Consider the following 26,683-nt stretch of genomic DNA (forward strand, 5'->3'; position numbering starts at 1 on the left):
CCGCTTACGCTTCGCCAGTCCTGTTAAGGTCCCCACTACACGAGGGTCTTTTTATTCATGTCTACTAATTCTGGGGCAGTTCACTTCCCTGCCGGGGCGGCGTTTTTTGTTTGTTTCAGGCCAAAACCGTTACAGGACCTGGTGTTCGGGCACCGGAGCGTCCACCGAGGTGGGTTTTCCTTCCACCCAATGGATGACCTTCTTCGGGCACTTGGTCACGCAGGTACCGCAGCCGTTGCACTTGGTGTAGTCGATGACGGCCACGTTGTTCTTGAGGAAGATGGCCTGCTGCGGGCAGTTCTTGACGCACAGGCCGCAGGCAATGCAGCCCACCTTGCAGGTCTTGTTGACAATGGCACCACGGTCGGTGTTGGAGCATTCCACCACAGGCTGGGGCGCGATGGGCTTCATGTCGATGACATGGCGCGGGCAGACGTTCATGCAGGCGGAACAGCCGGTGCACTTGGTGCGGTCCACCACGGCCACGCCGTTCTTCACATGGATGGCGTCGAACATGCAGGCGCGGGTGCAGTCACCCAGGCCCAGGCAGCCGAAGGCGCAGGCGCTGGGGCCACCGGCCACAGAAGCCGCCGCGGCGCAGGTCTGGATGCCCTGGTAGCTGAACCGCTGGCCGCAGTTTTCGCCGCCGTTGCACAGGACAACCGCCTTCAGGCTGGGGCGGTCGCTGGTTTCGCTGCCCATGATGGTGTTGATGGCATCGGCCACCTTGTCGCCGCCGGGGGCGCACTTGAAGGTGGGCGCACCGTCCTCCACAATGGCCTTGGCGTAGTCGGCACAGCCAGCGTAGCCGCAGCCGCCGCAGTTGGCGCCTGCCAGGCAGGCGGTGATTTCCGCAATGCGCGGGTCTTCGTACACGGCCATAAACTTGGAAGCCAGCACCAGAACGATACTGCCCACCAGGCCCAGCACAGCCAGGACGGCGACCGCAAGAATGATCGGATTCATACTTAGTCCCCCTCCTTCTGTTACAGCAGTGCGTTGATGATGTTTTCAACCAGGCCGCCGAAGCCCATGAAACTCATCGAGGTGATGGCCGCCGACACCAGGGTGATGGGCAGGCCCTTGAAGCTTTCCGGCGGGTTGGAGGATTCCACACGCTGGCGCACGCCGCAGAACAGCAGCATGGCCACCAGGAAGCCCACACCGGCGCCGGCCGCGCAGATCAGCGCTTCGGCGTAAGCCATGCCGAAGCCCTGGGCGGTGACGATCTCAGAGTAGTCCTGCACGGCCAGGATGGTGACGCCCAGCACGCAGCAGTTGGTGGTGATCAGGGGCAGGTACACGCCCAGGGCGGTGTACAGGGCGGGCACGTACTTCTTCAGGGTGATCTCGATGAGCTGAACCAGCACGGCGATGACCAGAATGAAGACGACGGTCTGCATGTAGCCCAGATCATAGGCGTCCAGCAGGAAGATCTGCAGCGGGAAGGTCACCGCCGTGGCGATGACCATGACGAAGATGACCGCCAGGCCCATGCCGGTGGAGGAGTCCACCTTTTTGGAGACACCCAGGAAGGGGCAGATGCCCAGGAACTGAACCAGAACGTAGTTGTTGACCAGAATCAGGTTGAAGAAGATGGTTGCAAACACGGCAAGGTTATTCATGCCTGGTCACCCCCTTCGGATTTGGCGGCGTCGATCTCGTCCAGCATGACTTCGCCGCAGGTCTTGCGCTCAATGGGATGGTTGGTCTTCTTTTCGATGAAGACGCACAGGGCCATCAGGCAGCCGAAGACGAAGAAGCCGCCGGGAGCCTGGTTCATCAGGCCCATGCGATCCACACTTTCGGGGATGATGGTGATGCCCATCCAGGAACCGTTGCCGATGATCTCACGCACGCTGGACATGAGCAGCATGGTGATGATGTAGCCCAGGCCCATGCCCACGCCGTCCACAGCGGATTCCACCACCGTGTGCTTGCAGGCGAACATTTCGGCGCGGCCCAGGATGATGCAGTTGACCACGATCAGGGCCAGGAAGACACCCAGGGAGTCATACAGATCCTGGGCGTAGGCTTCCAGCACCATCTGAACGACGGTCACGAAGGTTGCGATGATGACGATGTAGCAGGGCAGATGCACCTTGTCCGGAATGGCCTTGCGCAGGGCGGAAATGACGATGTTGGAGCAGACCAGAACGAAGGTCATGGACAGGCCCATGCCCAGAGCGCCGGACACGGTGGTGGTCACGGCCAGGGCCGAGCAGCAGCCCAGCACCAGGCGCAGAACCGGGTTTTCACGGATAATACCGGCGGTGAAGATCTTCCACAGGCTTTGTTTTTCGCTCATGGTCAAGCCACCCCCTTGATCTCATTGTTGTAGCAGTCGATGGCACTGTTGTAGGCCGAGATGACTGCGTTGGAAGAAATGGTGGCACCCGCGATGGTATCCACGGGGTTGCCGGCGGACACATGCTGGGAGGCATCCCAGCCCAGGAAGCCGGACCAGAAACTTTCGTTCTGGGTCTTGGAACCGATGCCGGTGGTCTGGGTGGAAGCGTCCACGCTGGTGGCCAGAATCTTGCCGGAAGCGTCAAAGGAAACATAGACAACCACTTCCTTGCCGCTGTAGCCGGAGCCGGAAGCCTTGATGGCCACCAGACCGTCGGCGGTGGTCACGGCGCCCTGCACACCGGGGGTCTGCAGGTTTTCCACCGTGGTCAGGGCGGAAGGATCGGTCACGCCGGGCAGAACGCCCATGTAGGCTTCCTGGGTGGCGATTTCCTGGTTGGTCTTGATGATGGGTTTGGTCACATCGTTCAGTGCTGCCAGGGCCGCGCTGCACACCACACAGATCACCACCAGAATGATGACCGGGTAGATCATGGTCTTGAAAGCGGACTCCTGCGCGGGGGTCTTTGCATTCTTCTCAGCCATCAGGCGTTGCCCCCTTCCTTGGCCGCGGCTTTGGCGGCCTTTTTCTTTTTGGGTTTGGTGTAGCCCAGCGGGATCTGGTGGCTCCAGGCGTTGAACCAGGGCACCAGCAGGTTGCCCAGCAGGATGGCGAAACTCATACCTTCGTTCATGCTGCCGAAGTAACGGATGGCGAAGGTCACCAGGCCGATGAAGATGCCGTACATCAGCTTGCCCTTGGTGGTGAAGGGACTGGTGACGTAGTCGGTGGCCATGAAGACGGCACCGAACAGCAGGCCGCCGGCCATGATCTCGGCCACGGCAGCGTGCAGGCTGCCGGTGGCGATCCAGGAGAGCACGAACACGGTGCCCACAATGCTGCCCGGAATGGCAAAGCCGATGGTGCCGGTGGCCAGCAGGTAGACCAGGCCCAGCAGGATGGCCAGGATGCAGGTCTCACCCATCATGCCGCCGTGCAGGCCCAGGAACAGATCCACCAGACTGACGGTGGTCTTGTCCACGCTGTCGGCCAGCGGGGTGGCGGAAGCCAGGGCATCCACCGCCATGTCGGGGTAGACGTACGCGGTCATGCGGGCGGTAAAGCTGAGGAACAGCACGATACGGCCCACCAGTGCCGGGTTGGCAAAGTTGAAGCCGATGCCGCCGAACAGCTGCTTGACCACCACAATGGACACAAAGGCGCCCACCACGCAGATCCACAGAGGCAGACCCACGGGGAAGTTCAGCGCCAGGATCACGCCGGTGACGCAGGCGGAAAGGTCGCCCACCGGGTTGGGTTTCTTCATGATCAGGCAGTACAGATACTCAAAAGCCACACAGGCCAGCGTGGTGACGACCACGCTGATGAGGGCCTCGTAGCCGAAGATCAGCGCCGCCGCGACAACGCAGGGCACCAGCGCCTTGAGCACGTTGCCCATCAGGCCGCGGGTGCTGGAGTCGTCCCGGATGTGGGGCGAGGCAGTTACGAGCAAAACCTGGTCCATCGTTACTTACCTCCCTTACGCATTTCGCTGAGATACCACGCCTTGGCCTGGGTGACAGCCTGGGACACGGGGCGTTTGGCCGGGCAGACATAGGTGCAGCTGCCGCAGGCCACGCACAGATCCACGCACAGGCTCTTCAGGGCCGCGGTATCCTTCTTGTTGTGATTTTCCACAATGACCACCGGTTCCAGACCCATGGGGCAGGCGCTGATGCACCGGCCGCAGCGGATGCAGGGCTGGGCGGCGGGCAGCTGGGCGGCCTTGCGGCTGAACAGCAGCAGGCCGTTGTTCTGCTTGAGCACCGGGAAATCGGCGCTGGGCGAAGCGCCGCCCATCATGGGGCCGCCGAAGATGATCTTGCCCAGTTCCACGTCCGGCTTGATGCCGCCGCAGGCTTCGATGACATCCCGGTACAGGGTGCCGATGGGCACTTCGATGTTCTGGGGCTTGGCAATGGCGTCGCCGTCCACGGTGACACGCTTACTGACCAGAGGAATACCCGTTTTGAGGTACTTGCCCAGGGTGGACACAGAGGTCACGTTCATGACGATGCAGCCGCAGTCCGCCGGCAGGCCCGCCTTGCCGGAAGGTCCGATCTGGGGCACTTCCCGGCCGGTGCAGGTTTCCACCAGGGTTTTCTCGGCGCCCTGGGGATAGCGCATGGGCAGCGGCTTGACCGAAACGCCCTTCATATCCCGGGTCAGGGAGCACATCAGATCGATGCAGGCCGGCTTGTTGCGCTCAATGCCGATGATGCAGTTGGGGATTTCGCAGTACTTCATGACCGCCTGGATGCCGGACAGGATGGTATCGCTGCATTCCAGCATTTCCCGGGCGTCGGTGGTCAGGTAGGGCTCACACTCGGCCGCATTGATGAGCAGGGTGTCCACCTTGGCCATGAGCTTGACGTGGGTCGGGAAACCCGCACCGCCCACGCCCACCAGGCCGCAGGCCTGGATGGCTGCCAGCAGAGAGTCCTTGTCGGTGACCGTGGGCGGCACACAGGCCGGGTCAACGGTCTGGTTGCCGTCGCACTGGATGGCCACGGCCTGGCACACCGGGCCGTTGACCATGCGCATGGGCGCCACGTCAACCACCGTGCCGGACACGCTGGAGTGGATATTGGCACTGACAAAACCGCCGGCTTTGCCGATCAGGGTGCCAACGAACACCTGATCGCCCTTTTTGACGACGGGTTCCGCCGGGGCGCCGATGTGCATCGACATGGGAATGACGACGTTCTTGGGCACCGGCATGCGTACGGTGGGCATGTCGGCCGTCGATTTCTCATGCGGAACACGGGCACCCTTGGCGGAGCGCTTCAGGATTTTGAACATGGATCCTGTTCCCCCATTCCTTTGTTTCTCTTTCTGACGGGCCATTTACCGCCAAAAAGACAAAATAATACATGGTTTATTTTAATCCGCTTGCCCGGACAAGTCAAGGCCGCTCCGGGCGACACTTTTTACATATTGACCATATTTCTTTTACCTTTTTTGTACAGTTTCTTTGGCTCCGGAGGGGGTTTTCGTTGCCATTTTTCCCTTGGTATGGTATACTGTACGCAAGCATACTGTATCGTTACGCACCCATTGCCGGGGTATGGAGGTATGACAGATGAAAACCTTTCTCAAAATGATCGCTTTCCTGGCCGTCGCAGCCGGTATTCTGGCTTTGGTCGCCGCCCTTTTCTGCAAAGGAAAGTCTGAGCCGGTACACTATATCACCCTGTATGGCGGCCCGGAGGATGAGCGGGAATAATTTCCTCCTTCCGCCTTGCCCTGCCCGTATTTGGGCAATATACGCAAGATTGCCGCTGCAAGATTTGCAAAGTTAAGCGCGCCCTTTCCGGTTAAGGAACCGGAAAGGGCGCGCTTTTCCGTTGTATTTCTGTCTTCACTCCAACCGCAGCAGCACGGCGGAGAAGGGTGCCAGCGTCCCGGACAGTTTTCCTTCCGCCACGGTGCAGGGGGAGGCGCCTTCCGGCGTCATGCCGCCGTAGGGCTGCCAGTCGCTGTACAGCAGCGCCCGGGCGCCCTGGGCCTGCACCGGCACCCCGAAGGGCTGGGCCCTATCACTGAAGTTGAAGGCCGCCGCCACCCGGCGGTTCCCGGCCCGGCGCTCAAACACATAGACGCACTGGCTTTCCAGATGGCAGTCCAGCCAGGCAAAGCCGTCGGGGGTCTCGTCGGCCTCCCACAAGGCCGGTTCCGCCAGATAAATCCGGTTCAGGGCCTGGATATAATGGTAAAAGCCGTCGTGGTTGGGATAGCTGCGCAGGCACCAGTCCTGTTCCCGGTCCTGGTCCCACTCCCGCAGCTGGCCGATCTCGCTGCCCATGAAGTTCAGCTTTTTGCCCGGGTGGGTCATCATATACAGGTACAGCGCCCGGCCCTGGGGGAACTTGCCGTCGTAGCCGCCGTTCATTTTCTGCAGGATGGTGGCCTTGCCGTGCACCACCTCGTCGTGGGAGAAGGGCAGCAGATACCGTTCCTTATAATAGTACATCATAGAGAAGGTCAGCTTGTGGTAGTTGTCCGGGCGGCAGGCGGGATCGGTCTGCAGGAAGGAGAGGGTGTCGTGCATCCAGCCCAGATCCCACTTGTAATCGAAGCCCAGTCCCCCCTGCTCCGCCGGGCGGGTGACCCCTTCAAAGCTGGTGGAGTCCTCCGCCGCCAGCAGACAGCCGGGATGCCGCTGCTTGAGGCCCTTGTTCATGGTGCGCAGGAATTCCACCCCGTTGCCGTTCACACCCCGGCGCTCGTCCCCCTGCCAGTAGATGATCCGGCTGATGGCGTCGTACCGCAGGCCGTCGAAGTGGAATTTTTCCAGCCAGTAATGCCCGGCCGACTGCAGAAAGCTGCGCACCTCCCCCCGGGAATGCATGAAGTTGCAGCTGCCCCACTCGCTGACGCCCACATCCTGGTGGGGATACTCATACAGGGCGGTGCCGTCGTACTGGGCCAGGCCGTAGGGGTCCAGGGCAAAGTGGGCGGGCACAAAGTCCATAATCACCCCGATGCCCCGGTTGTGCAGGGTGTCCACCAGGGCCATGAGCTGCGCCGCCGTGCCGTACCGGCTGGTGGGGGCAAAAAAGCCGGTGACCTGGTAGCCCCAGCTCTCGTCACAGGGGTGCTCGGTCAGGGGCAGGAACTCCACATAGTTGTAGCCGCTTTCGCAGAGATAGTCGGCCAGGGGTTCGGCCAGTTCGTCATAGGTGTAGAACTCGCCATCCGGCTTGCGCCGCCAGGAACCCAGGTGCATCTCGTAGATGTTCAGCGGTCCGGTTCGCCGGTCGGTGCGGGTGCGCATCCAGCGGGCATCGGTGAAGGTATACGCCCCCAGGTCCCGCACCACCGACCGGTGGGCCGGGCGCAGTTCCATACCGAAGCCGTAGGGGTCGCAGTGGTCGGTCCATCCCCCGTTCCGGGTATGGATGCGGTATTCGTAGGGGGTGCCGGGCGGGGCGTCGGGCACGGTGAGTTCATAGAAATTGCCGTCCGCCATCTTCTGCATGGGCCGGGGTTGGCCGTCCAGCAGCAGCTCCACCGCCGTGGCTCCCGGTGCAAAGGTGCGGAACACCGTGCCGCCCGGCTGCAGGTGCGCGCCGAGAAATTCATGGGCATCAAAGATCTGCCCGGTGTAAAATCCGTAAAAATCCATGGGTGCCTCCGTTTTATTTGACTACCGTCCAATAATTTACTATAATCAATATAGCAGACCCGCCCGGGCGGCACCATCCGCAAATTTGACAAAGGGTACAATACTGGACGGTTTTGAAAAATCGACAAGGGAGGCCGGGCCATGGACCTGCGAGAGAAAAAAACACGGCAGAACATCCGCAATGCCTTTTTGCAGCTGCGCGCCCACAAGCCGCTGGAGCGCATCACCGTGAAGGAGCTGGCCGAGCTGGCCCAGATCAGCAAAGCCACCTTTTATCTGCACTACCATGACATTTACGATCTTTCGGAACAGATGCAGGACGAGGTCATCCGGATGATGCTGGACAGCCTGGAACAGCCGGACAGCTTCCTCACCGACCGCAAGCGGTTCACCCGGGAACTGTTTGCCGCCTTTTCCGCCCATGAAAACCTGACCAACATCCTGTTTTCCGGCACCCAGGCGGCGGTGCTGCCCATCCGCATCGAGCGGGGCATCAAGGAACACATCTTTTCCATCCTGCCCGAAACCCGCAGCGACGCCCGGTTCAACATCCTGCTGACCTACCAGGTCCAGGGTGCCTACTACACCTACATGGAAAACCGGGAAAAGTTCGGTACCGAGCAGGTGCTGGCCGCCCTGGACGAGGTGACCGACCGCATCACCGCCAAACCGGGCGCATGACAAAAACCGCCGACCCCTTTGCAGGGGCCGGCGGTTTTGTTTGGTTTGTGAGTTCAGGCGTGCTGGCGGCGGGTGCCGGGCAGCAGGCGGGCCTTTTCCAGGGCGGGACGCAGGGCCAGGTAGAGCACCACGGCGCAGACGGTGGATAGCAGCGAGTTGACCAGGGTCACCCCGCTGGCCACCTTGGCCATGGTGGCGGCCAGGTCCACTTCCTGGCCGAAGATGTACCGGTTGCGGAAGTAGCCGATGAACGGATCGGTGAAGACGTTGACCAGCAGGCCGCTGAAGGCGCTGCCCACCACCATGGACAGGTATTTCAGGTCTGCGCCCACCTTGCGGGTGGGGTGACGGTCGGCCAGGCGGAACAGGCGGTGGCTGGTGGCCCCGCAGACCAGGCCGATGATGAACTTGAGCAGGAAGGTGGTGATGGCGTACCCCGGGTCACCGGCCACGATGTCCGCCAGGGACAGGCCGATGGCACCGGCCAGGCCGCCGGAAACGCCGTCCAGCAGCATGGCGGTGAGGGCGGTGAAGGTGTTGCCCAGGTGGAAGGAAGAACCGGTGCCCAGAATGTTGGGAATCCGGAAGAATTCATAGGCCACAAAGCTGAGGGCGGCCATCACACCGATGAGCGCGATCTTCTGCACCGTGAACTTGGTGCGGGACAGGGCCGCGAACACCAGGACCAGAACGACTACCAAAAAGAACAAAAGCCAGATCATTGCAGGCTGCATACAAAACTCTCCCCTCGTGCCGGTGGGACGGGGCGCCTGCCGTCCTTTCGGCTTCTGATTCCCGACGGCTTGACTTTTGGGTCCCGTCGGGGTATGCTCTCATTATAGTCGTTTCTGGCCTTGTGTGAATATCCAGTATTTGATTTTTTCATGGGGCCAGTTTTCCTTGACCGGAGGGGAGGCAACCTATGATCACACTGTCCGCCCAAAGCAGCACCCCCATGTACGAACAGCTGTATACCCAGCTGGCCGCCGAGATCCGCAGCGGTGCCAGGGCGCCGGGCAGTCCCTTGCCGGGGCGGCGCACCATGGCCAACCAGCTGGGGGTCAGCGTGAACACGGTGGATGCCGCCTACCAGATGCTGGCCGCCGAGGGCCTGGCCGAGTCCCGGCCCCGCAGCGGGTTCTATGTGCAGGACACGGGGGGCATGCTCTGCCCTGCCCCAACGGCGCCCTTGCCGGAAACGGTGCCCGATGGTCCCGCCGTCAGGGAACCGGCGCCCCGGTACGACCTGTCCACCGGCAGCATCGACACCGCCCTGTTCCCCGCCCGCAGCTGGGGACGCATCCAGAAGGAACTGCTGTACCAGGCCCCGGAACTGCTGCAGCGCGGCCCCATGCAGGGGGACGAGGACCTGCGCCGGGAGATTGCCCGGTATCTGGCCAGCTACCGGGGGGTGGTGTGCACCCCCGAACAGGTGGTGGTGGGCGCGGGCATCGAGTATCTGCTGGGCTGCGTGGCCCATCTGTTTGCCGGGTCCTGCGCCGCGGTGGAAAACCCGGGCTACACCCGGTCCCGCACCATCCTGGAGAACAACGGCATTTCCTGTCGGCTGGTGGACATCGACCGCCACGGTCTGCCCGCCGAAGGGCTGGAAGCCTGCGGGGCCAACCTGTGTTATGTCACCCCCAGCCACCATTTTCCCACCGGGGTGACCATGCCCGCCTGGCGCCGGGCCCAGCTGCTGGCCTGGGCCGCCGCCCGGCCGGGGCGGTACATTCTGGAGGATGACTACGACTCGGAATTCCGGTTCAGTACCCGTCCCCTGCCCAGTCTGCAGGGCATGGCGGGGGCGGACGGGCCGGTGGTGTATCTGACCACCTTTTCCAAAAGCCTGGCCCCGGGCATCCGTATTGCCTGCATGGTGCTGCCGCCCCATCTGCTGAAGCGGTACCGGCAGGACTTTGCGGTGTACTCCAACACGGTGAGCCGGTTTGAGCAGGAAACCCTCTGCCGGTTTATGGCCCAGGGCCACTTTACCCGGCACATTGCCCGCATGCGCCTGGCCTACAAGCGGCGGATGGAAACCTTTGCCGACGCCCTGCGGGCCCGGCTGGGGCCGCAGCTGACCCTGGACGGCACCCGGTCCGGGCTGCATTTTCTGCTGACCCTGCCGGGGGCGGGCGGCGAGCGTGCCATGGTGCAGTCCGCCCGGGCCCAGGGGGTCCAGCTGCGGGGGCTGAGCGAATACTACATGGCCCGGCCCGAAGCCTGCCGCCCCGACACGGTGGTGGCCGGGTATGCTGCCCTGCGCAGCGAGGACATCCCCGCCGTGGCCGACGCTCTGGGCAGGGCCTGGCGGCCTCAGACTCACTCCACCTGTGTGCCCCCTGCCAGCATGGTCTGAATCATCTGTTGGTCCTCCTCGGTGAGCTGCCAGCCCCCTGCTCCCTGCTGCAGAGCCAGGGACTGATAATCCACATGGTAGCCCGTGGCCCCCGACAGCCAGCTTAGAGTCTCTTCCAGCTCATACAGGTCCTGGGCCCGCAGGTCGGTGAGGGTCTGGGTACCGGCGTCGCGGACAGCGTCGGCCAGAGCGGCCAGCCGCTGGGGATATTGCCGGAAAAAGGCCGACCACAACGCCCCCCGGGTGCGGGCCAGGGCGGCGGGGGTCTGTTCCGGCAGGGCCGCGGCCCGGGTGAGGAAGTCGGCGGACTGTTCCGCCGTCAGCTCCACCACCGTTTCGTCTGCCAGATGCAGCGCTTCCCGCTCGTCTTCTGAAAGGACGGCGGCGGTATCGAACCGGACGGCATCCTCCCCCCAGATGGAAGCAAAGGTGCCGGCGGTGGCGGCCAGATAGGCGTCCGGGGCAATGCCCAGGGTCTGGCCCAGCAGCTCGGCGGCCCGGGCGGGCCCGGCGGCCAGGTAACACTCGGACAGGGTGGTGGTGCCCGCCGGGGCCTGCAGCAGCAGTTCCCCCGGCAGGGCACAGAAAAGCACTGCCTGTTCGGGGCCGTCCAGCCGAAGCAGCAGAAAGGCCGGGTCGTTGGCCTGCACCGCCAGCAGCAGCCGATGGGTGTTGCGCGCCCCCGCCGGTTCACTTACCTGGGTCTGCCCGGCTGCCGCCTGCCGCAGTTGTTGCTGCTCGGTGCGCTGGGAGGCAAAAAAGACCACCGTGCCCATCATGGGCAGGACCAGCAACAGGGTCAGAACCAGGCTCTGGAAAAAAAGTCCGCGCCGTTTGTGCATAAAGGACACCTCTTTGTTGCAAAATGTAGTCATAGCTTGGGCCGATTGGCCCGGCCTTATGCACAAAAGGAGGCAAACGTTTATGTATCATGCACCTTACGGTCCCCGCGGCGCCGAGAGCGAACAGGATGATTTCTGGACCGATATCGTGGAGGGCGGCGACATGCTGCCCGGTATGGTTCCCGGCATGATGCCCGGCCAACCCAACCAGAAAACCACCGACGAGGAAGAGGAAGAGCAGCAGCCTTCCACCGCCGAAAACCGGGAATGGTTTGAGATGACCGAGCAGCCGGAGGACAACGACCTCTGATTTTCCCCGCAGCGCAAAAAACGGCGGAAGGCACCCAAGAAAGGGCCTTCCGCCGTTTTTATGTATTTCCTTACATCAGGGGGCTGAACAACCGCAGCAGGCAGTCCACCCCGCGCACCGCCGCCGAGCGCACCTTGTACTGGTCGGTGACCTCCCGGCACTGGGGGAAAAGCGCTTCAAAGTCCTTTCGCACATCCTTCACCGCGCCGCAGCCGGTAAACCAGCAGGCATTTTCAAAATGCAGGTACAGGCTGCGGTAGTCCAGGTTGATGGTTCCCACCACCGCGGCCCGGTCGTCGGCCACCGCCTGTTTGGCGTGGATGAAGCCGGGGCTGTACTCAAAGATGCGCACCCCGTGGGCCGCCAACCGGGCATAATGGCTGCGGGTGACCCGGAACACCATCTTCTTGTCCGGAATGCCCGGGGTGATAATGCGCACATCCACCCCGCGGCGGGCCGCCAGGGTCAAGGCCCGCTGCATCTCGTCGCTGATGATCAGATACGGGGTGGTCAGCCAGGCATACCGGTCCGCATGGGTGACCAGATTGATGTACACGTTCTCCCCCACCGGCTCTTCGTCCAGGGGGGTATCGGCATAGGGTACCACCACCCCGTCCGAGGAAACCGGCCGTTCCATGGGCGGCAGGAAGGGGGCCGGGTCGATGGGCTCCTTCTGGGTGGCCCCCCACATCTGCAAAAAGGTCAGGGTCAGACCCCGGACAGCCTCCCCTTCCAGCCGCAGGCCGCTGTCCTTCCAGACGCCGTAGGGATGGGTCAGGTTGAAGTATTCGTCCGCCAGGTTGTACCCGCCGGTAAAGCCGATCTGCCCGTCCACCACCGTGATCTTGCGGTGGTCCCGGTTGTTCATGATGATGTTCATGGCCGGCACCAGGGGGTTGAACACCCGGCACTGGATGCCCTTGGCCCGCAGGCGCTGGGCAAAGGGCGGGCTGATGAAGCCCATACTGCCCACGTCGTCATAAAACACCCGCACATCCACCCCGGCGGCGGCCCGCTGGGCCAGAATCTCCTCCAGCCCCTGCCAGGCGGTGGAATCCTCGATGGCGTGGTATTCCATGAAAATGAAGTGCCGGGCACCGCGCAGGGCTTCCTGCTGGGCTTCCAGAGCCTGGTTGGTATCCCCGTAGAATCGCACCTCGGTGTTGCGGTAGACCGGGAAACCGGCGGTGTTCTGCAGGTAGGCCGCCTGCCCCGCCAGGTCCGGCGCCCGGTCGTGCAATGCCCGGGTGACCTGGGTTCCCTGTTCCACTTCCCGGCGACGGGCGGGGTCCAGGGCTTCATCGGCGGCGCGGAAACGGCGGCGCAGCGGCCAGAGGGCCACCGGTCTGCCGAAGAGCAGATACAGACAGGCTCCCAGCACCGGGAACAACAGGATGAGGATGATCCAGCTGAGTCGGAATGCCGAGTTCATGCTGCGCCCATACACCGAGAAGACCAGCAGGAGCGCCAGCAGGCTGGAGGCCAGCTGCACCACCGCATAATACCGGGTGAGATACAGGGCAAAACCCAGAATCCACCCCACCTGCAGCAAAAAAGACAGGGCCACAAACACGGCCCGGCCGATGCTGTTGGGAATCTGTTGTCGTTTTTCTTCGGTCTGCATGGGAACACATCCTTTCGGCCCGATGTACGGGCTCTTGCTGCCATTGTAGCCGAAATCCACCGCTTTGTAAACGGGTATGCGGGCAAAACAAAAAGCCCCCGGAACGGGGGCTGTAAGAAAAGCTTATTCGGCGCGGCGGTACAAAAGAAACCGGAAGCCGATCTCGGTGGTCAGGCCGGGGCATGCCGCCAGCCGGTCCGCCCCTTCGGGGGGCGTGTTGAAGTAATAGGGGGTCATGGCAAACAGGGCCTGGGCCATGGCGTTGTCCAGGGTGATGGTGTCGGTGACGGTGCGCTCCCCCGCCGGGACAAAACCGGGATACTCGGTGCGGATGGCCGGGTTCTCGTAAGGCTGGTCGTACAGCACCTGTTTCAGCCCGAAAAGATGCCGCGGGGTGGGCACCGCGTAGATCAGCCACCCGCCGGGACGCAGCATGCGGGAAAATTCCGCCGCCGCAAAGGGTGAAAACACGTTGAGCAGGATATCGGCCCAGCCGTCGGCCACCGGGGCGCAGAAACTGCCCCCCACCGCAAAGGCGCCTTCCGGCACCAGCTTGGCCGCCAGGCGCACCGCCAGTTTGGACAGATCAAACCCGATGAGCCGGGGTTCCGCCCCGGCCGCCGTCAGCGTATCCACCACGGTACGGTCGTAACTGCCCTCGCCGCAGCCCGCGTCCACAATATTCGGCGTCTTGTACCCCGCCTGCAGGCAGAGTTCCCCCAGGGCACGGCGGAAGGGATCATAGGCACCGCTTTGCAGGAATGTCCGCCGGGCCGCCACCATGGCTTTGCCGTCGCCGGGGTCGGCGGCGTGGCGTTTCTGGATGGGCAGCAGGTTCACATACCCTTCCCTGGCCATGTCAAAGCTGTGGTTTTTGGCGCAGCGCAGTGCCCGGCCCCAGATGCCCAGCCCGCCGCCGCACACCGGGCAGCGCAGCCCGGCCGCCTGTGCGGCGTTCATTCGGCGTCCGCCGGGGTTTCGGGAGCGGGATCCCCTTGCACCGGCACGGTCACACCGCCATGGGCGGCAATGTACTCTTCAAAGTTGGCAAACTTCTGCTTGGGCGGACGGCGGGTGATCAGCAGCAGACCCAGATCCTCGGTCTGGGGTTCCTTGCGGCCCCGGGATGCATTGTTGGCGCGGCGGCCGGGCTGGGATTCCGCCTGGCGGGCCGGGCGCTGCTCCTGGGGACGGCGCTGGGCTTTCGGCTGCTGGGGCTGCTGGGCCTGGCGGCGGGCATTGCCGTTCTGGGCATTGCCCTGGCCGCCGTTCTGGCCGCCCCGGCCTTTGTTGCGGGGCTGGCTGTTTTTCTCCGCCGGCGCATTTTTGCCCTGCTGGGGCTGCTGGGCCGCCTTGGCCTGGGCCTGCCCCTGCTGGGACGCCCCCTGCCCGCCGCGGGAACGGCGGCGACGGCGGCGGTGCTGCTCCTGCTCGCCGGAGGCTTTTTCCTTATTCTGATTCTGCTGGGGTTGGGCGGGTTTGTTGTTCGGCATGCTTATTCCTCTTCTCTCGGGTATCCAGGCCGCGGCCCTTATACCAGGGCCCGGCATTCATTGTAGTAACGTTTTTCCTCGGCATGGCCCATGCTGAAGGTCTTGCGGGGCAGCACGCCCCCCAGTACCACGCCCCGGAACAGGTCCGCTTTCTCGAAGGGCGGCAGCAGGATGGCGGCGGCCTTTTCCCCCGCCAGGCTGCGCACGGCGTCCTCGCCGTGGATGTAGTCCACCCGGCATTCCGGATTCGCGGCGCACAGATCGGTGAGGAAGGCTTCCACCGTGCCCACCGCCAGCGGCTGCCGGGCATGGGTCAGATGATAGGTTCTGTTCAGGTCCGGGCCGTATACCGTGAAGGTCTGTTCCGGGGTTTGCTCCGCTCCGGCATGGGTCTTCTCCCAGGCATCCAGAGCACGGCAGAGTTCCGCGGCCCCCATGCCGAACACCACCCGGTGGATGGGTTCGATCTCGATGGCCGGGGAATGGACGTTGCACACCTCGGCCAGGCAATACCGGGCGGGATGCACCGCCCGCTGCTCCGGCGTCAGGGTGGGTTTCAGTTCCTCCCAGTAGGCTTTGGCGGTGGCCAGGGAATGGTTGCCGTCCCCCACCGCCAGCACCATGGGCGGCTGGCCGGCGGCTGCGGGCCACCGGGCGGCAAAAGCCTCCGTATTGCCCAGGGCGGACAGGGCCGCATCGATCTGCGCGATCAGTGCCGAGTCCTCCACGGCCCAGCCGGTCAGATGGCCGCCGCCCAGCATCAGGTCCCCGTCATACAGCCGGGGCAGCCGGTCCTTGCAGCGGCCGATGGGCTCGATGAGGCTGCATCCTTCGTCGTCGGCCAGCATCATCACATGGGGTGTTTCCAGCTCGGCGCCCCGGCGGATGGCCAGGCGGGGCGGAATGCGCTCCACCACCGTCTTTTCACTGGGACGGATGGCCGTTTTGGCCCCCGGTTCATAGCGGTAGGCTTCCAGATCCACCATGCCCACCAGTCCCTGGCGGACACTGCCGTCCATCTGGGTGCGCTCCACATACACATACCCGTGTACGGTGCGGGTGAGCACGCTGCGGCGGTATTCTGCCATGGCGGCGCGGATCTCTTCCAGCCGCCGGGGTTCCTCCGGTGTGCCCAGATAGGCTTCGGGCAGAACGATGTGCAGGGTGCTGGGCTGACCGGCAGCCCGCGCCTCGGCGCGCTGCCAGTATTCCGGCTGGGATGTGAACTGATCCACCGCAATGCAGGCCCACGGGTCCAGCGGCACCGAAGAGTCCGGCAGCAGGATCTGCGCCGGCAAGAAGCAATTGGACATTGGTATCAACCTCCCCATACAGGTTGGCGGGGCGGGTCAGCGCGCCACGCCGTGGCCCACCAGGCCGTAGATGGCCAGCGACAGAATGCCGATATAAATCAGATAACTGGGCAGACCGCGGAAGATGGCGGGCACGTCCTTGCTGCCCAGACGGCGGCGGCCTTCGTCCACCACCAGCACGGCAAACAGATACCCTAGCCCGCTGCCGAACCCGAAGGCTATGCACTGCAGCAGGTTATAGTTCTGGTTGGAGCAAAGCAGCAAGGTGCCCAGCACACTGCAGGTGCAGGTGGCCAGAGGCAGCTGCTCCCGGCAGGCCGTGCGGTGAACGGCGGGCAGAAGTCCCAGCAACACCCACACCACCGCCATGGCAATGACCGCACAGGTCAGGTACAGGATGGGGCGCAGGGAGGCAATGGGCAGCCATTCGGGAAGATACAGCCGCAGCTGGGGGGAAACATAGGTCATGCAGGCCCAGCCCAGAGGGGCGCTGAACAGCTGCACCAGGATAACCGGAATGCAATACTGCCAGGTGCTCACGTCCGGGTCGCTGACCAGCTTGATCAGGCGGGAAACACCCATAGCGCGGGAAAACACCACGTTTTCGGCAAAGACGGCCAGGATCGCGTAGGAGACGAACTGCGCCACGCCCTGCAAAACCGTCAGTTCAGTGCTTGCGGTCCACATACAGGTGACGCACCTCCTCCTGTTTGTAATGCACGTAGGCGCCGCCCACGGCGGTCCAGACCGCGGCCACCAGGCCCAGCAGCAGGAACCCGCCCGCCGGCTGGGCTGCCAGCGGCAGCAGCCCCACTTCCAGCACCGGATGCTCGTACACAGTGCCGTAGGCCAGCAGCTCCCGCAAGGTACCCATGAGCAGAATGGCCACACACAGGCCGATGGTGTTGTTGATGCCGCGGCGGAAGGCTTCCCCGATGGATTCCAGCTCGGTGGCTTCCATCCGCTTGACGATGACCGGCTCCACCACCATCATGGGCAGGTAAATGCCCATGATGGACAGGTCGGTGCCGAAGATATAATACATGAGAATATACACCGGGATATAGATGAGGGCCGCCGAATAGGCGTACACCACCGGGCGGAAGCGGTTGCCGGTGATATGGCAGACAGCCACCGCCAGCATACGGGTGGCGGTGAGCAGCAGAATGGACAGCACGCACAGCATCAGCGCACGGTCCACGTCGCTGGCCATGGCCACAATGGGGGCCAGGCCCAAGCCGCGGACCATCACCGGGTTGTTCAGCCACAGATGGTCGTCGTGGATGCTCTGGGCCAGTTCGGCCTCGGCCTCGGCCCGGGTTTTGCGGGCGGGACGGCTGGGCTTGGGCTGGGCGGTCTGCCGGGGCAGTTCGGCCTGCGGTGCCTTGGCCGCCTGGGCGGTCTGGGCCGCGGCGGCGTCCAGAGCTTCCTGTTCTACCTGCTGGGCCGTCTTGCCTTCGGCAGCGGCACGGCGGGCACGTTCCAGAACCTCGGGGGAAAGCTGGGGGATGATGACAGTCTGGGAATGTTCCGGCTGGTTCTTTTTGCGCACCGGGCGGGACGCGGGTTTAGAGGATTTCCGGTTTTGCTCGTTTTGCAAGCCGTTTCGCCTCCTTCTTCATAAACTTCATGCGCTCGGCGCGGCGGGACACGCGGTCCAGCCATTCGGGCACGGCGCCGACGATGAGAAGTGCAAAGCAGACGCCGGTTTCGTACACGGTGTTGTAGCGGAAAACGGTGGTGGCCACCCCCAGCAGCAGGCCGTAGATCAGCCGGCTGGTAAAACGGTTGGGCTGGGTGACCGGCTCACAGATCAGAAACACACCACCGAAAGCCATACCGCCGGTAAGAAGGATATACTTTTCCAGGTACACCCGCTGGCGGATATACTCCCAGGGCAGGCTGAAGGCGGGCAGATCGTTCAGGTTGGGCAGCAGCCAGGGCACCGCCACGCACACAATGAGATACGGCAGCAGGGTGGACAGCTGCAGATGACCCCGGCAGAGCAGGAACAGCCCGCAGGCCACAATGACCAGGAACGCCCCGGTACCCAGCGGTCCGGTGACGTTGCCGGTGAGCAGGTTCATGGTGGTGGCCGAGGGCAGACCGCCTCCGGACAGGGTGGTGTTCATGCCGACGGCGGTGGAGATGGTATCGTTGCCCCACAAAGGCAGCACAGTGCCGGGGGTGGGATAGCGGGTCATCTGGTTGGGCCAGGAAAGCGCCGCCACCGCCACGCCCACCGCCGCCGGGTGGAAGGGATAGTGGCCTTCACCGCCGAAGGCTTCCTTGATCAGCACCGCCATGATCACCGCGGCCACCACCATGAAGTAGGACACGGAGGCCGGCATCATCAGCACGATCAGGGCGGCAAAGCACTCGCTGGAAGGTTCGTGGGGACGATACCCCGCCCCGTGCAGCGGCGTGACCAGGCAATCGCAGACATAGGCCGTGAACAGCCCCACCAGCATCAGCAGAATCGGCCGGGGACCATAGTAGAACCAGGACATGGCCATAAGCGGCACGCAGCACCACAATACGTCTGCATAGTAGTCATAGTTGGCGCTGCGCTCAATCTTGTTTCGGTTTGGCATAAGCTCTCCTTTGCGGCCCGCCCTGCGGGCGTCGGTTGCTTATAAGGCGTGGATGCCCGCCGCCATGGCGGACATATCGGGTGCATTGTAAAAAGCACTGCCCACCACCAGGACATCGGCCCCGGCTTGGGTGCACAGTGGTGCGGTCTGGGTGTTGACGCCGCCGTCCACCTGCACCATGACCGAAAGGCCGCGGCGTTCCAGTTCGGCGCGCACGGCCGCCAGGCGCTGGGACGTCTGGGGCAGGAAGGACTGGCCGCCGAAACCGGGTTCCACGCTCATGATGAGCACCAGTTCCACCTGGTCCAGGTAGGGAAACAGTTCTTCCACCGGGGTGCCGGGGCGGACGCTGAGCCCGGCCTTGCAGCCCAGGTCGTGGATGGCCTGCAGCACCGCCTTGGGGTCCTTGCGGACGCCTTCGGCTTCCAGATGCACGGTGATCAGATCAGCCCCCGCCGCAGCAAAGTCCTTGGCGTAGAAGGCCGGGTCCTCGATCATCAGGTGCACGTCGTAAAAGGCGTCGGGCAGAGCCTTGTGCAGGCACTTGAGCACCGGGGCGCCATAGCTGATGTTGGGCACAAAGTGACCATCCATCACGTCAATGTGCAGCATGTCCGCACCGGCATCCAGGGCGGCCCGGCTCTGTGCGGCCAGATTGGCCAGGTCGGCCGAAAGGACCGACACACTCAGTTTTGTTTGCATGGCAAAATTCCTTTTCCTTTATACTCTTTCCCGCGCGGGCATCCCCGCGCATACTCATACATGTTTTATTGTACCGTAACACAGCCCAAAAATCAAATCTTTATCCCCTTTTCCCACCGGAAAAAACAGGCGGCAGCCCCATGAGCACAGGGCTGCCGCCTGTTTGTGAAAATTTTCAAAACAGATTATTTGTCGTACTGGTTGATCTTGTCCAGCTGCACATGCACACAGTCCAAAGCACTCTCGATGACCTTGTCCATGTCATAGTACCGGTACTCGCCCAGACGGCCGCCGAACACCACATGGGGTTCCGCGTCGGCCATAGCCTTGTAGCGGGCGTACAGGGCGTTGTTCTGCTCGTCGTTCACCGGGTAGTAGGGCTCGTCGCCGGGCTTCCACTCGGCGGAATATTCCCGGCTGATGACCGTCTTGGTGCCGGGTTCGGTGGAGCCGAACTCAAAGTGCTTGTGCTCGATGATGCGGGTGTAGGGCGTTTCGGCGTCGGTGTAGTTGATGACCGCGTTGCCCTGGTAGTTGGGGCAATTCAGCACTTCGGTCTCAAACCGCACGCTGCGGTACTGCAGGGTGCCCAGGGCATAATCAAAGTAGGCGTCGATAGGACCGGTGTAGATCACCCGGCCGGCCAGAGCATCCAGCTCAGCCTTGTCTTTCAGGTAGTTGACACCCAGGCGCACCTCGATGCCGTGGAGCATCTTTTCCACCATGGCGGTGTAGCCGCCGTTGGGAATGCCCTGGTACAGGGCGTTGAAATAGTTGTTGTCGAAGATAAAGCGCACCGGCAGCCGCTTGATGATGAAGGCGGGCAGCTGATCGCAGGGGCGGCCCCACTGCTTCTCGGTATAGCCCTTGATGAGCTTTTCATAGATGTCGATGCCCACCAGGTTGATGGCCTGCTCTTCCAGATTCTTGGGCTCGGCGGTGAAATGGGCGGCCCGCTGCTCGGCAATCTTGGCGGCGGCCTCGGCGGGGGTGACAACGCCCCACATCTTGTTGAAGGTGTTCATGTTGAAGGGCATGTTGTACAGCTCGCCCTTGTAGTTGGCCACCGGCGAGTTGGTGTACCGGTTGAACACCGCAAACTGGTTCACATAGTCCCACACCTGCTTGTTGTTGGTGTGGAAGATGTGGGCGCCGTATTTGTGGACGTTGATGCCCTCCACCTTTTCGGTATAGATGTTGCCGGCGATGTGGTCGCGCTTGTCGATCACCAGGCAGGTGCGCCCGGCCTTGGTGGCTTCGTGGGCAAACACCGCGCCGAACAGTCCGGCGCCGACGATCAGATAATCATATTGTTTTGCCATGGTACTCTTACCTCCTCGTGACAAAAAGGCGTCCGTTCCATCACGGTCCCGGACACCGCACAGACTGATTTTACTGGGCGGCAAAGCGGCGGATCTCTTCCAGCCAGAAAGCCGCTGTCACCGGCCAGCTGTATTTTTGCAGAATCTTCTGGGGCGGCGCCACCGGGCGGGACATCAGCTCATCCAGGTCCACGTCGTAATCGTAAGGATCAAAATACCGCACCGTGTCGCCGTACAGTTCCGGCAGGCAGGACGCGTTGGACACAGCCACCTGCGCCCCCAGGCTCAGCGCTTCCAGCGGCGGAATGCCGAAGCCCTCAAAGACGGCCGGGTGCAAAAACGCCCGGCAGTTCTGCATCAGGGCCTTGTTCTCCCCGTCGGAGACATAGCCGGGATAGTGCAGGTTGCCCCTGCTCACCGCCTGTTCGTCGTCCCCGAAGGCGGCCAGGTCCTTGCCGCCGGCCACCACAAAGGTCTTGTCCGGGTTGCGGGCAGCCACTTCCCGGATCCACTTGTAGTTCTTGTGCCCAGCCAGGCTGCCCAGGGCGTAAAAGTAGGTGCCCTTTTCCACACCGGGCAGTTTTTCGAACACCGATTCGTCCGGCTGCACCGGCTGCAGGTGTTCCCAGCCGTTGTAGGTCAGCCCGATGCGGGCCACCGGAATGTGCAGCCGTTTGGCGATGAGCTGCCGCTGGTCGTCGCTGACCGTGTACACCCGCTGGGCAAAGGCCCGGATGCTCAGGCAGTGCACCCAGAACTTGAACCGGAAAAAGGCCCGGTCGGTGTTCATGACCAGGGGGCGGATGTCGTGCAGCACCACCGCACTGGGGCGGCCCATGAGCATATCGCTGGCCAGGCCCAGGTAAAAAGCATCGTGTTTGCGCACATAATGGGGCAGCACAAACAGGTTGTAGCTGTATTTGACCGCCTTGAGAGGCACGATCTGAATGTTTTTCAGCGGCGGCAGATGCAGGGGACGGCCGTCGTCACGGTAGCACAGCCGCACATCCAGTCCGGTACCGGTGAGCAGCTCGTCCAGCCGGGTCACCACCTCATAGACATACCGCGGGATGCCGGTGATGGGGTCACACAGCACCGTGCCGTTGATCACGATGGGTCTCAAAATGTTTCCTCCTTCGGCATATGGGCACAGTTTTGCAGTTCCCGGCGCCAGTCCTCCACCCGGCGCGCACAGTACGCCCGCAGCTGCGCTTCAAACCGTTCCTCACTGAAGCGCAGGCTGTGGGCCCGGATCTCCTCCTTGGTGCAGGCCACGCCTTCCGCCTCAAACTTTTCGATGCACTCGGCCAGGCTGTCCACCGTCTGGGCGTGGAAGAGCAGGCCGGTACGGCCGTCCTCCACCGTCTCGCAGGCGCCGCCCCTTCCATACGCCAGCACCGGGGTGCCGGCACTCTGGGCTTCCACCGGGGTGATGCCGAAATCCTCTTCCCCGGGGAAAAGAAAGGCCTTGGCACGCAGGTAGTAGTCCCGGACTTCCTCATCCGAGAGACCGCCGCCCTTGAACTCCACCGTGGGGCCGGCGATGGCCCGCAGACGGCTTTCCTCGTCACCGGAACCGATGACCACCAGCCGGCGGCCCAGCTTGGTGCAGGCAGCCACCGCCAGGTCGATGCGCTTGTACCAGGTAAAGCGCCCCACCACCAGGTAGAAGTCCTCCTTTTCTACAAAGGGGCTCTGGTTGATGTGAACACAGGGATAGATCACATCGCTGTCCCGGCGGTAGTACTTTTTGATACGCTGGGCGATATAGCGGGAATTGGCAATAAAGTAATCCACCCGGTCGGCGGCACACTTGTCCCACTGGCGAAGCTTGTGCATCTGGCCGGGCATGACCGCCCGCACCAGCGGGTTGGCATTGGCACGGTAGGTATAATAGAAATCCCACACATACCGGATGGGGGTGTGGCAGTAGCAGATGTGCACCGCATCCGGCCGGGTGATGACCCCCTTGCTGCAGGACGAGGAGGAGGACAGCACCAGATCATACTCCGAAAGGTCCAGGGCTTCAAAGGCGCTGGGCATAAGGGGCAGCAACTTCTTGTACAGCTTGGTGGCAAAGGGAAGTTTCTGTATCCAGGTGGTGCGGATGTCGTAGTCCCGGAACCAGGCGGGCATTTTATCTTTGTCATACACAAGGGTGTAGATGGGGGCGTCCGGAAAGACGTGGTGCATGCAATCCACCACGCGGTCCGCGCCCGCGTACGACACGAGCCAGTCATGCACAATGGCGACCTTGAGTTTGTTGTTTTGCATTAGCTGCCTCCTTGGTGGGATGCGACGAAACGGGCAGCTCAGACGAGCTTTTCGTCGTTGATCATCTTGCCGCCGAAAGCCGTGCGGAAGATGATTTTGATGTCCAGGGCGAGGGTCCAGTTTTCGATATACCAGATATCGTACCGGATGCGCTCGGCGATGTCGGTGTCCCCCCGCAGGCCGTTGATCTGGGCCCAGCCGGTCACACCGGGGCGCACCTGCTGGCGCACCAGATAGCGGGGAATTTCCTCCTTGAAATGCTCCACATGGTAGGGCACTTCGGGGCGGGGGCCCACCAGGCTCATGTCCCCTTTCAGCACATTGAAGAACTGGGGCAGTTCGTCCAGGCTGAATTTGCGGATAAAGCTGCCGAAGCGGGTCTTGCGCGGGTCGGTGTTGGTGCTCCAGCCGGTCTTTTCATCTCCGTTGGTGCGCATGGAGCGGAATTTATACATCATAAATTCCTTTTTGTTCAGCCCCACCCGCTTCTGCCGGAAGATCACCGGACCGGGGCTGGACAGCTTGACCCCGATGGCCACCGCCAGCATGACCGGGCTGGTGAGCACGATCAGCACCAGACTGCCCAGAATGTCAAACAGCCGCTTGGCAAAGGCGTTGAGGATGTTGTCAAAGGGGGTCTGCCGCACGTTGATCAGCTTGCAGCTGCCCACCACGTCGATGGTGGGCCGGGCGGGCAGATAGTCGTTGTAGAAGGGCACCATGGTGATGCGCAGCCCCTGCTTGTCGCAGGCGGCCAGGGCCCGGGGGATCATTTCCATCTCGTCCGCGTCCAGGGCGATGACCACTTCCTCGATGTCGGGGGAGGCCAGGACCTTGTCCAGCTGATGATAAGACCCCAGATACCGGGCTTTCAGGGATTCGTTGGGGGTGTTGGCCAGGTATCCGTCCACATAGTAGCCGTAATAGGGGTTGTGTTCCAGAGCCAGCAGGTACTGGGCGGCCATCTTTCCGCCACCCACCAGCAGCACGTGGTGGAAGTCTTCCCCGTGGCGGTGGCGCCAGCGGTCATAGAACCGGCGCACCAGCCGCTTGAAGATCAGCAGCCCGGTGCCGAAGAGGTAGAACATGCCCACCACCAGGCGGGAAAAGTTGACCACCCGGAACTGGTAGAGCAACGCCTCGAAGCCCAGGATGCAGGCGGCGTTGACCCAAAGGATCAGCCGGCAGCGGCGCCAGAACCCCCGCAGGCGGGAAGCATCGTACAATCCGCACAGCCAGAACACCGCCACCGCCACAACGGCGTACAGGGCACCGGCGTACACCGTATCCTGGGCAATGTCCAGGGCGGGGCCGGCGCCGCCGGGCTGGAAGTAGCGCACATAGTTGAACCGCAGATGGTTGGCCAGAAGATACGCAGCAAACAGAAGCACCGCGTCCAGCAGGCTGCTGGCCCAGGCACGGATGCGTTTGTTCTTTTCAATCATGCTGCGGGCTCCCCTTTCTTGTTAAGATCGTAACTGCGCAATAAAAGGCATCTATATAGAATACCACACTCCCGGCATGGTTGCAAGGCAGACGCCCCGTTGCCGGTTTACTCAAAGAAGTATTCCCAGTCGAAATAGGTGGCTTCCACCGCGGCACTGTCCACGGTCACGCTGGCGGCATCCTGGGGCAGGGCTTCCAGGGTGATGACCCCCGTCCCGTCCGAGATGGTCACCGGCACGTTGTAGGTGCCCCGGTCGGTGGGCAGGAAGAAATTGCCCTGGTCGGGGTCGCGGCCGGCGGCTTCGCACAGCTGGTTTTCGGTCACCGGGGTGCAGAACAGGAAGCTGTGCAGCCCGCCCCGCAGGGCAAAGCCGCTGTCCACGGCGAAGGTATAGTTCAGGGTCACGTCCGCCACCCCGCAGAAGGTGGGATCGTCGGCGGTGACGGTGATGGTCACCGTCTTGCCGTCCTGGGCCAGGTCCACGGTACAGGGCTGGGCCAGGTCATTGCAGACGCCGGTGCGTTCCCAGAACAGGTGCATACCGCCGCTGTTGAAGGTGTTGGCCACCGGGGCCCACCAGCGGTACAGTTCCCGGTAGAACCACCAGTTGGCGTTGCGGCTCCACCGTTCGGACAGAGCCACCTTGGCGCTGGGGGTCACCACCCGGTCAAAACTGCCGGTCTGGAAGGCGGTGAGATACGCCAGCCGCTGCCGGTCCCCCATGGCGTGGATGATGTAATCCACCCCGGTGGGCTGCAGCTGGCCGGTCATGGCTTCCAGCGCGCTGGAATAGGTGCCGAAGAGGGTCTTGCCCTCGTTCATGGACTTTTCGGTGGCCAGCTTGTCCGCCTGGTCCCCGAACCAGCCGCCCAGTTCCGGCACATAGGTCAGGTCGCCGTGGCCGCCCAGGCGGCTTTGCACCTGTGTGGCCAGACCCACGGCCAGCACCCCGCAGGCCAGCAGAGCGCACAGGCCCTGTGCCCCCAGGGCTGCCAGGCGGCCGTATTTCCGGCGGCTGTTCAGCGGACGCCGGGCCAGGTCCAGCAGCACACGCAGCACAAACAGCGGCACCATCACGGCCAGCAGTGCCTGGGCGCCGCCGGTGGGGCCCCCTTCCCGGGAACCGGAAAGGATACAATACAGAAGATTCCACAAAGGCATACCCAGACACAGGGCAAACCCGGCCGCAGCCAGCACGGCGGAGCGGGCTGTGCGGCAGCGGAAGATGCCCACCGCAAACAGCACGGCCAGCACCAGGCAGACAGCCCCCGCGGGCTGGGGAATATAGTCGGTGAGATAGCAGAGCTTGCCCTGGGCGGAGGTGCCGTAATACCACCCCTGGAAGGCACTGACCCCCCGGGTCTGCTGCAGCCAGGCGATGGGATGCCCATAGCTGATGAGCAGCACTGACACACCCAGCGCCACACAGCTGATGAGGATGTACTGCCCCACCCGCAGCAGCACCTGTTTCCAGGCAGTGCCGTACTGCCGCAGCAGAAACAGGCCGTACCCCAGGGCCACCGAAAGATACATGGCGGCGCCCATATCGTTGCTCCAGGGCACCAGGAATCCCGCCACCGCGGGCACCAATACCCAGGGCGGCACCGCCCGGCCCCGGCCGGTGTGACAGCGGCGGGCAAACAGCCACAGACCCAGCAATATCAGCAGCACCACCAGGGTGAGCGCCGCGCCGCGCATCATGCGGGCGCTGTTGCCGTTTCGGGCGGCGTATTCGATCAGGGGACGCACCTGAGTGTACAGGGGTACCTTCACATCGTGGGCGATGAGCAGGAACCAGGCGCACAGCGCCGGGCAGACCGCCGCGGCGCGGCGACCCCGGCCCAGCACCACCAGGCAAGCGGCCAGCACCAGCAGTTCAAAATAGAACCAGGTACAGAAGTTGGTGGCGAAAATGCTGCGGCCGAAGCTGTTGCCCAGCACCAGCAGCAGGGTTCCCACGCTGTACAGTTCCCCGGCTCCCAGGTACACCGCAAAATCCTGGTAGGGCGCCTGGCCGGCCAGCAGATGCCGCACCGGGTTGTAGTTCTGGAAATCGCCGTTCATGATCTCGTAGCTGGAATCGAAGTTGGCGTCCAGCCCATGGACGGCCGCCAGACCCGCCAGAATCACCAGCACAAAGGCCCAGGGTGCCAGGCGTTTCAGGGTTTGTTTCAAGATGCA

At 63.0% G+C, this 26,683-nt stretch carries 26 protein-coding genes; 4 read left to right on the plus strand and 22 right to left on the minus strand.

What is annotated here, in order from left to right; translation table 11 throughout:
- Positions 1-129 precede the first annotated feature (129 nt).
- Genes H6B15_RS11560 through H6B15_RS11585 form a run of 6 tightly spaced genes read right to left on the minus strand, consistent with a single transcriptional unit; the run spans position 130 to position 5,212 of the window.
- On the minus strand, positions 130-966 hold the full coding sequence (locus tag H6B15_RS11560) for an RnfABCDGE type electron transport complex subunit B (RefSeq protein WP_204648152.1): 837 nt from the start codon (positions 964-966) through the stop codon (positions 130-132).
- A 20-nt stretch (positions 967-986) separates the two neighbouring features.
- Complete coding sequence (locus tag H6B15_RS11565) at positions 987-1,625, minus strand: electron transport complex protein RnfA (protein WP_204648153.1); 639 nt, start codon at positions 1,623-1,625, stop codon at positions 987-989.
- Positions 1,622-2,308 (minus strand): electron transport complex subunit RsxE, encoded by a 687-nt coding sequence (rsxE, locus tag H6B15_RS11570; protein ID WP_204648154.1) that lies wholly within the window; start codon positions 2,306-2,308, stop codon positions 1,622-1,624. Before rsxE ends, H6B15_RS11565 begins: the two co-directional genes overlap by 4 nt.
- A gap of 2 nt (positions 2,309-2,310) precedes the next feature.
- Entirely contained in the window at positions 2,311-2,895 is a 585-nt protein-coding gene (locus H6B15_RS11575; protein ID WP_204648155.1) for an FMN-binding protein, read from the minus strand.
- On the minus strand, positions 2,895-3,875 hold the full coding sequence (locus H6B15_RS11580) for an RnfABCDGE type electron transport complex subunit D (RefSeq protein ID WP_204648156.1): 981 nt from the start codon (positions 3,873-3,875) through the stop codon (positions 2,895-2,897). The genes H6B15_RS11575 and H6B15_RS11580 overlap by 1 nt, the downstream gene beginning before the upstream one ends.
- 2 nt (positions 3,876-3,877) lie before the next feature.
- The gene (locus H6B15_RS11585; RefSeq protein ID WP_204648157.1) at positions 3,878-5,212 is read right to left on the minus strand and encodes an RnfABCDGE type electron transport complex subunit C; all 1,335 of its coding nucleotides are present in this window, start codon (positions 5,210-5,212) and stop codon (positions 3,878-3,880) included.
- Positions 5,213-5,492: 280 nt separating this feature from the next.
- On the opposite strand from H6B15_RS11585, the gene H6B15_RS11590 reads away from it, so the two are divergent.
- Positions 5,493-5,636, plus strand: a complete 144-nt coding sequence (locus tag H6B15_RS11590) for a hypothetical protein (RefSeq protein WP_204648158.1) — start codon at positions 5,493-5,495, stop codon at positions 5,634-5,636.
- A gap of 135 nt (positions 5,637-5,771) precedes the next feature.
- Here H6B15_RS11590 and glgB read toward each other — a convergent pair whose 3' ends face one another.
- Positions 5,772-7,538 carry a 1,4-alpha-glucan branching protein GlgB gene (gene glgB / locus H6B15_RS11595; RefSeq protein WP_204648159.1) on the minus strand — a complete coding sequence of 589 codons (1,767 nt, stop codon included), beginning with the start codon at positions 7,536-7,538 and terminating at the stop codon, positions 5,772-5,774.
- Between the two features lie 141 nt (positions 7,539-7,679).
- Here glgB and H6B15_RS11600 point away from each other — a divergent pair, with 141 nt between their 5' ends.
- On the plus strand, positions 7,680-8,219 hold the full coding sequence (locus tag H6B15_RS11600) for a TetR/AcrR family transcriptional regulator (RefSeq protein WP_204648160.1): 540 nt from the start codon (positions 7,680-7,682) through the stop codon (positions 8,217-8,219).
- 53 nt (positions 8,220-8,272) lie between these two features.
- Here the strand turns inward: H6B15_RS11600 and H6B15_RS11605 are convergent, their stop codons facing one another.
- Positions 8,273-8,953 carry an ECF transporter S component gene (locus H6B15_RS11605; protein WP_204648161.1) on the minus strand — a complete coding sequence of 227 codons (681 nt, stop codon included), beginning with the start codon at positions 8,951-8,953 and terminating at the stop codon, positions 8,273-8,275.
- Between the two features lie 188 nt (positions 8,954-9,141).
- On the opposite strand from H6B15_RS11605, the gene H6B15_RS11610 reads away from it, so the two are divergent.
- The gene (locus H6B15_RS11610) at positions 9,142-10,581 is read left to right on the plus strand and encodes a PLP-dependent aminotransferase family protein (RefSeq protein WP_204648162.1); all 1,440 of its coding nucleotides are present in this window, start codon (positions 9,142-9,144) and stop codon (positions 10,579-10,581) included.
- Here the strand turns inward: H6B15_RS11610 and H6B15_RS11615 are convergent.
- Positions 10,545-11,423 carry a hypothetical protein gene (locus H6B15_RS11615; RefSeq protein WP_204648163.1) on the minus strand — a complete coding sequence of 293 codons (879 nt, stop codon included), beginning with the start codon at positions 11,421-11,423 and terminating at the stop codon, positions 10,545-10,547. The genes H6B15_RS11610 and H6B15_RS11615 overlap by 37 nt on opposite strands.
- A gap of 82 nt (positions 11,424-11,505) precedes the next feature.
- Between H6B15_RS11615 and H6B15_RS11620 the strand changes: the two genes are divergently transcribed.
- Entirely contained in the window at positions 11,506-11,733 is a 228-nt protein-coding gene (locus tag H6B15_RS11620; RefSeq protein ID WP_204648164.1) for a hypothetical protein, read from the plus strand.
- Positions 11,734-11,803: 70 nt separating this feature from the next.
- On the opposite strand, the gene cls is transcribed toward H6B15_RS11620, so the two are convergent.
- From cls to H6B15_RS11685, 13 genes are all read right to left on the minus strand, one after another.
- Positions 11,804-13,357, minus strand: a complete 1,554-nt coding sequence (cls, locus tag H6B15_RS11625; RefSeq protein ID WP_204648165.1) for a cardiolipin synthase — start codon at positions 13,355-13,357, stop codon at positions 11,804-11,806.
- A 123-nt stretch (positions 13,358-13,480) separates the two neighbouring features.
- Entirely contained in the window at positions 13,481-14,317 is an 837-nt protein-coding gene (locus H6B15_RS11630; RefSeq protein WP_204648166.1) for a putative RNA methyltransferase, read from the minus strand.
- Entirely contained in the window at positions 14,314-14,850 is a 537-nt protein-coding gene (locus H6B15_RS15710; protein WP_204648167.1) for a hypothetical protein, read from the minus strand. Before H6B15_RS15710 ends, H6B15_RS11630 begins: the two co-directional genes overlap by 4 nt.
- A 38-nt stretch (positions 14,851-14,888) precedes the next feature.
- Positions 14,889-16,163 (minus strand): DUF1015 domain-containing protein, encoded by a 1,275-nt coding sequence (locus H6B15_RS11640; RefSeq protein WP_243424401.1) that lies wholly within the window; start codon positions 16,161-16,163, stop codon positions 14,889-14,891.
- A gap of 36 nt (positions 16,164-16,199) precedes the next feature.
- Positions 16,200-16,850, minus strand: a complete 651-nt coding sequence (locus H6B15_RS11645; protein ID WP_204648168.1) for an Rnf-Nqr domain containing protein — start codon at positions 16,848-16,850, stop codon at positions 16,200-16,202.
- Entirely contained in the window at positions 16,831-17,763 is a 933-nt protein-coding gene (locus H6B15_RS11650; RefSeq protein WP_204648169.1) for an Rnf-Nqr domain containing protein, read from the minus strand. The genes H6B15_RS11645 and H6B15_RS11650 overlap by 20 nt, the downstream gene beginning before the upstream one ends.
- Positions 17,732-18,757 carry an RnfABCDGE type electron transport complex subunit D gene (locus H6B15_RS11655; RefSeq protein WP_204648170.1) on the minus strand — a complete coding sequence of 342 codons (1,026 nt, stop codon included), beginning with the start codon at positions 18,755-18,757 and terminating at the stop codon, positions 17,732-17,734. Before H6B15_RS11655 ends, H6B15_RS11650 begins: the two co-directional genes overlap by 32 nt.
- A gap of 39 nt (positions 18,758-18,796) precedes the next feature.
- A complete protein-coding gene (rpe, locus tag H6B15_RS11660) occupies positions 18,797-19,459 on the minus strand; it encodes a ribulose-phosphate 3-epimerase (protein ID WP_204648171.1) in 663 nt (220 codons plus the stop codon).
- 185 nt (positions 19,460-19,644) lie between these two features.
- Entirely contained in the window at positions 19,645-20,781 is a 1,137-nt protein-coding gene (glf, locus tag H6B15_RS11665) for a UDP-galactopyranose mutase (protein ID WP_204648172.1), read from the minus strand.
- Positions 20,782-20,851: 70 nt separating this feature from the next.
- Positions 20,852-21,904, minus strand: coding sequence for a glycosyltransferase family 4 protein (locus H6B15_RS11670; RefSeq protein WP_204648173.1), 1,053 nt, complete (start codon positions 21,902-21,904; stop codon positions 20,852-20,854).
- Positions 21,901-23,055 carry a glycosyltransferase gene (locus tag H6B15_RS11675; RefSeq protein WP_204648174.1) on the minus strand — a complete coding sequence of 385 codons (1,155 nt, stop codon included), beginning with the start codon at positions 23,053-23,055 and terminating at the stop codon, positions 21,901-21,903. Before H6B15_RS11675 ends, H6B15_RS11670 begins: the two co-directional genes overlap by 4 nt.
- Positions 23,056-23,093: 38 nt before the next feature.
- On the minus strand, positions 23,094-24,500 hold the full coding sequence (locus H6B15_RS11680) for an undecaprenyl-phosphate glucose phosphotransferase (protein WP_204648175.1): 1,407 nt from the start codon (positions 24,498-24,500) through the stop codon (positions 23,094-23,096).
- 107 nt (positions 24,501-24,607) lie between these two features.
- Positions 24,608-26,677 (minus strand): hypothetical protein, encoded by a 2,070-nt coding sequence (locus H6B15_RS11685; RefSeq protein WP_204648176.1) that lies wholly within the window; start codon positions 26,675-26,677, stop codon positions 24,608-24,610.
- Between the last annotated feature and the right edge of the window lie 6 nt (positions 26,678-26,683).

The sequence above is a fragment of the Gemmiger formicilis genome, assembly GCF_016900095.1.
GTDB classification, from domain to species: Bacteria; Bacillota; Clostridia; order Oscillospirales; family Ruminococcaceae; genus Gemmiger; species Gemmiger formicilis_A.

Excerpts from the sequence above, each read along its gene's own strand:
- H6B15_RS11640 (WP_243424401.1), bottom strand. The coding sequence starts at position 16,163 with ATGTCCAATTGCTTCTTGCCGGCGCAGATCCTGCTGCCGGACTCTTCG.
- H6B15_RS11600 (WP_204648160.1), top strand. The coding sequence starts at position 7,680 with ATGGACCTGCGAGAGAAAAAAACACGGCAGAACATCCGCAATGCCTTT.
- H6B15_RS11675 (WP_204648174.1), bottom strand. The coding sequence starts at position 23,055 with ATGCAAAACAACAAACTCAAGGTCGCCATTGTGCATGACTGGCTCGTG.
- rsxE (WP_204648154.1), bottom strand. The coding sequence starts at position 2,308 with ATGAGCGAAAAACAAAGCCTGTGGAAGATCTTCACCGCCGGTATTATC.
- H6B15_RS11645 (WP_204648168.1), bottom strand. The coding sequence starts at position 16,850 with ATGTGGACCGCAAGCACTGAACTGACGGTTTTGCAGGGCGTGGCGCAG.
- H6B15_RS11580 (WP_204648156.1), bottom strand. The coding sequence starts at position 3,875 with ATGGACCAGGTTTTGCTCGTAACTGCCTCGCCCCACATCCGGGACGAC.
- H6B15_RS11680 (WP_204648175.1), bottom strand. The coding sequence starts at position 24,500 with ATGATTGAAAAGAACAAACGCATCCGTGCCTGGGCCAGCAGCCTGCTG.
- H6B15_RS11620 (WP_204648164.1), top strand. The coding sequence starts at position 11,506 with ATGTATCATGCACCTTACGGTCCCCGCGGCGCCGAGAGCGAACAGGAT.
- H6B15_RS11615 (WP_204648163.1), bottom strand. The coding sequence starts at position 11,423 with ATGCACAAACGGCGCGGACTTTTTTTCCAGAGCCTGGTTCTGACCCTG.
- cls (WP_204648165.1), bottom strand. The coding sequence starts at position 13,357 with ATGCAGACCGAAGAAAAACGACAACAGATTCCCAACAGCATCGGCCGG.
- H6B15_RS15710 (WP_204648167.1), bottom strand. The coding sequence starts at position 14,850 with ATGCCGAACAACAAACCCGCCCAACCCCAGCAGAATCAGAATAAGGAA.
- H6B15_RS11605 (WP_204648161.1), bottom strand. The coding sequence starts at position 8,953 with ATGCAGCCTGCAATGATCTGGCTTTTGTTCTTTTTGGTAGTCGTTCTG.
- glf (WP_204648172.1), bottom strand. The coding sequence starts at position 20,781 with ATGGCAAAACAATATGATTATCTGATCGTCGGCGCCGGACTGTTCGGC.
- rpe (WP_204648171.1), bottom strand. The coding sequence starts at position 19,459 with ATGCAAACAAAACTGAGTGTGTCGGTCCTTTCGGCCGACCTGGCCAAT.
- H6B15_RS11560 (WP_204648152.1), bottom strand. The coding sequence starts at position 966 with ATGAATCCGATCATTCTTGCGGTCGCCGTCCTGGCTGTGCTGGGCCTG.
- H6B15_RS11585 (WP_204648157.1), bottom strand. The coding sequence starts at position 5,212 with ATGTTCAAAATCCTGAAGCGCTCCGCCAAGGGTGCCCGTGTTCCGCAT.
- H6B15_RS11610 (WP_204648162.1), top strand. The coding sequence starts at position 9,142 with ATGATCACACTGTCCGCCCAAAGCAGCACCCCCATGTACGAACAGCTG.
- H6B15_RS11655 (WP_204648170.1), bottom strand. The coding sequence starts at position 18,757 with ATGCCAAACCGAAACAAGATTGAGCGCAGCGCCAACTATGACTACTAT.
- H6B15_RS11590 (WP_204648158.1), top strand. The coding sequence starts at position 5,493 with ATGAAAACCTTTCTCAAAATGATCGCTTTCCTGGCCGTCGCAGCCGGT.
- H6B15_RS11630 (WP_204648166.1), bottom strand. The coding sequence starts at position 14,317 with ATGAACGCCGCACAGGCGGCCGGGCTGCGCTGCCCGGTGTGCGGCGGC.
- H6B15_RS11575 (WP_204648155.1), bottom strand. The coding sequence starts at position 2,895 with ATGGCTGAGAAGAATGCAAAGACCCCCGCGCAGGAGTCCGCTTTCAAG.
- glgB (WP_204648159.1), bottom strand. The coding sequence starts at position 7,538 with ATGGATTTTTACGGATTTTACACCGGGCAGATCTTTGATGCCCATGAA.
- H6B15_RS11565 (WP_204648153.1), bottom strand. The coding sequence starts at position 1,625 with ATGAATAACCTTGCCGTGTTTGCAACCATCTTCTTCAACCTGATTCTG.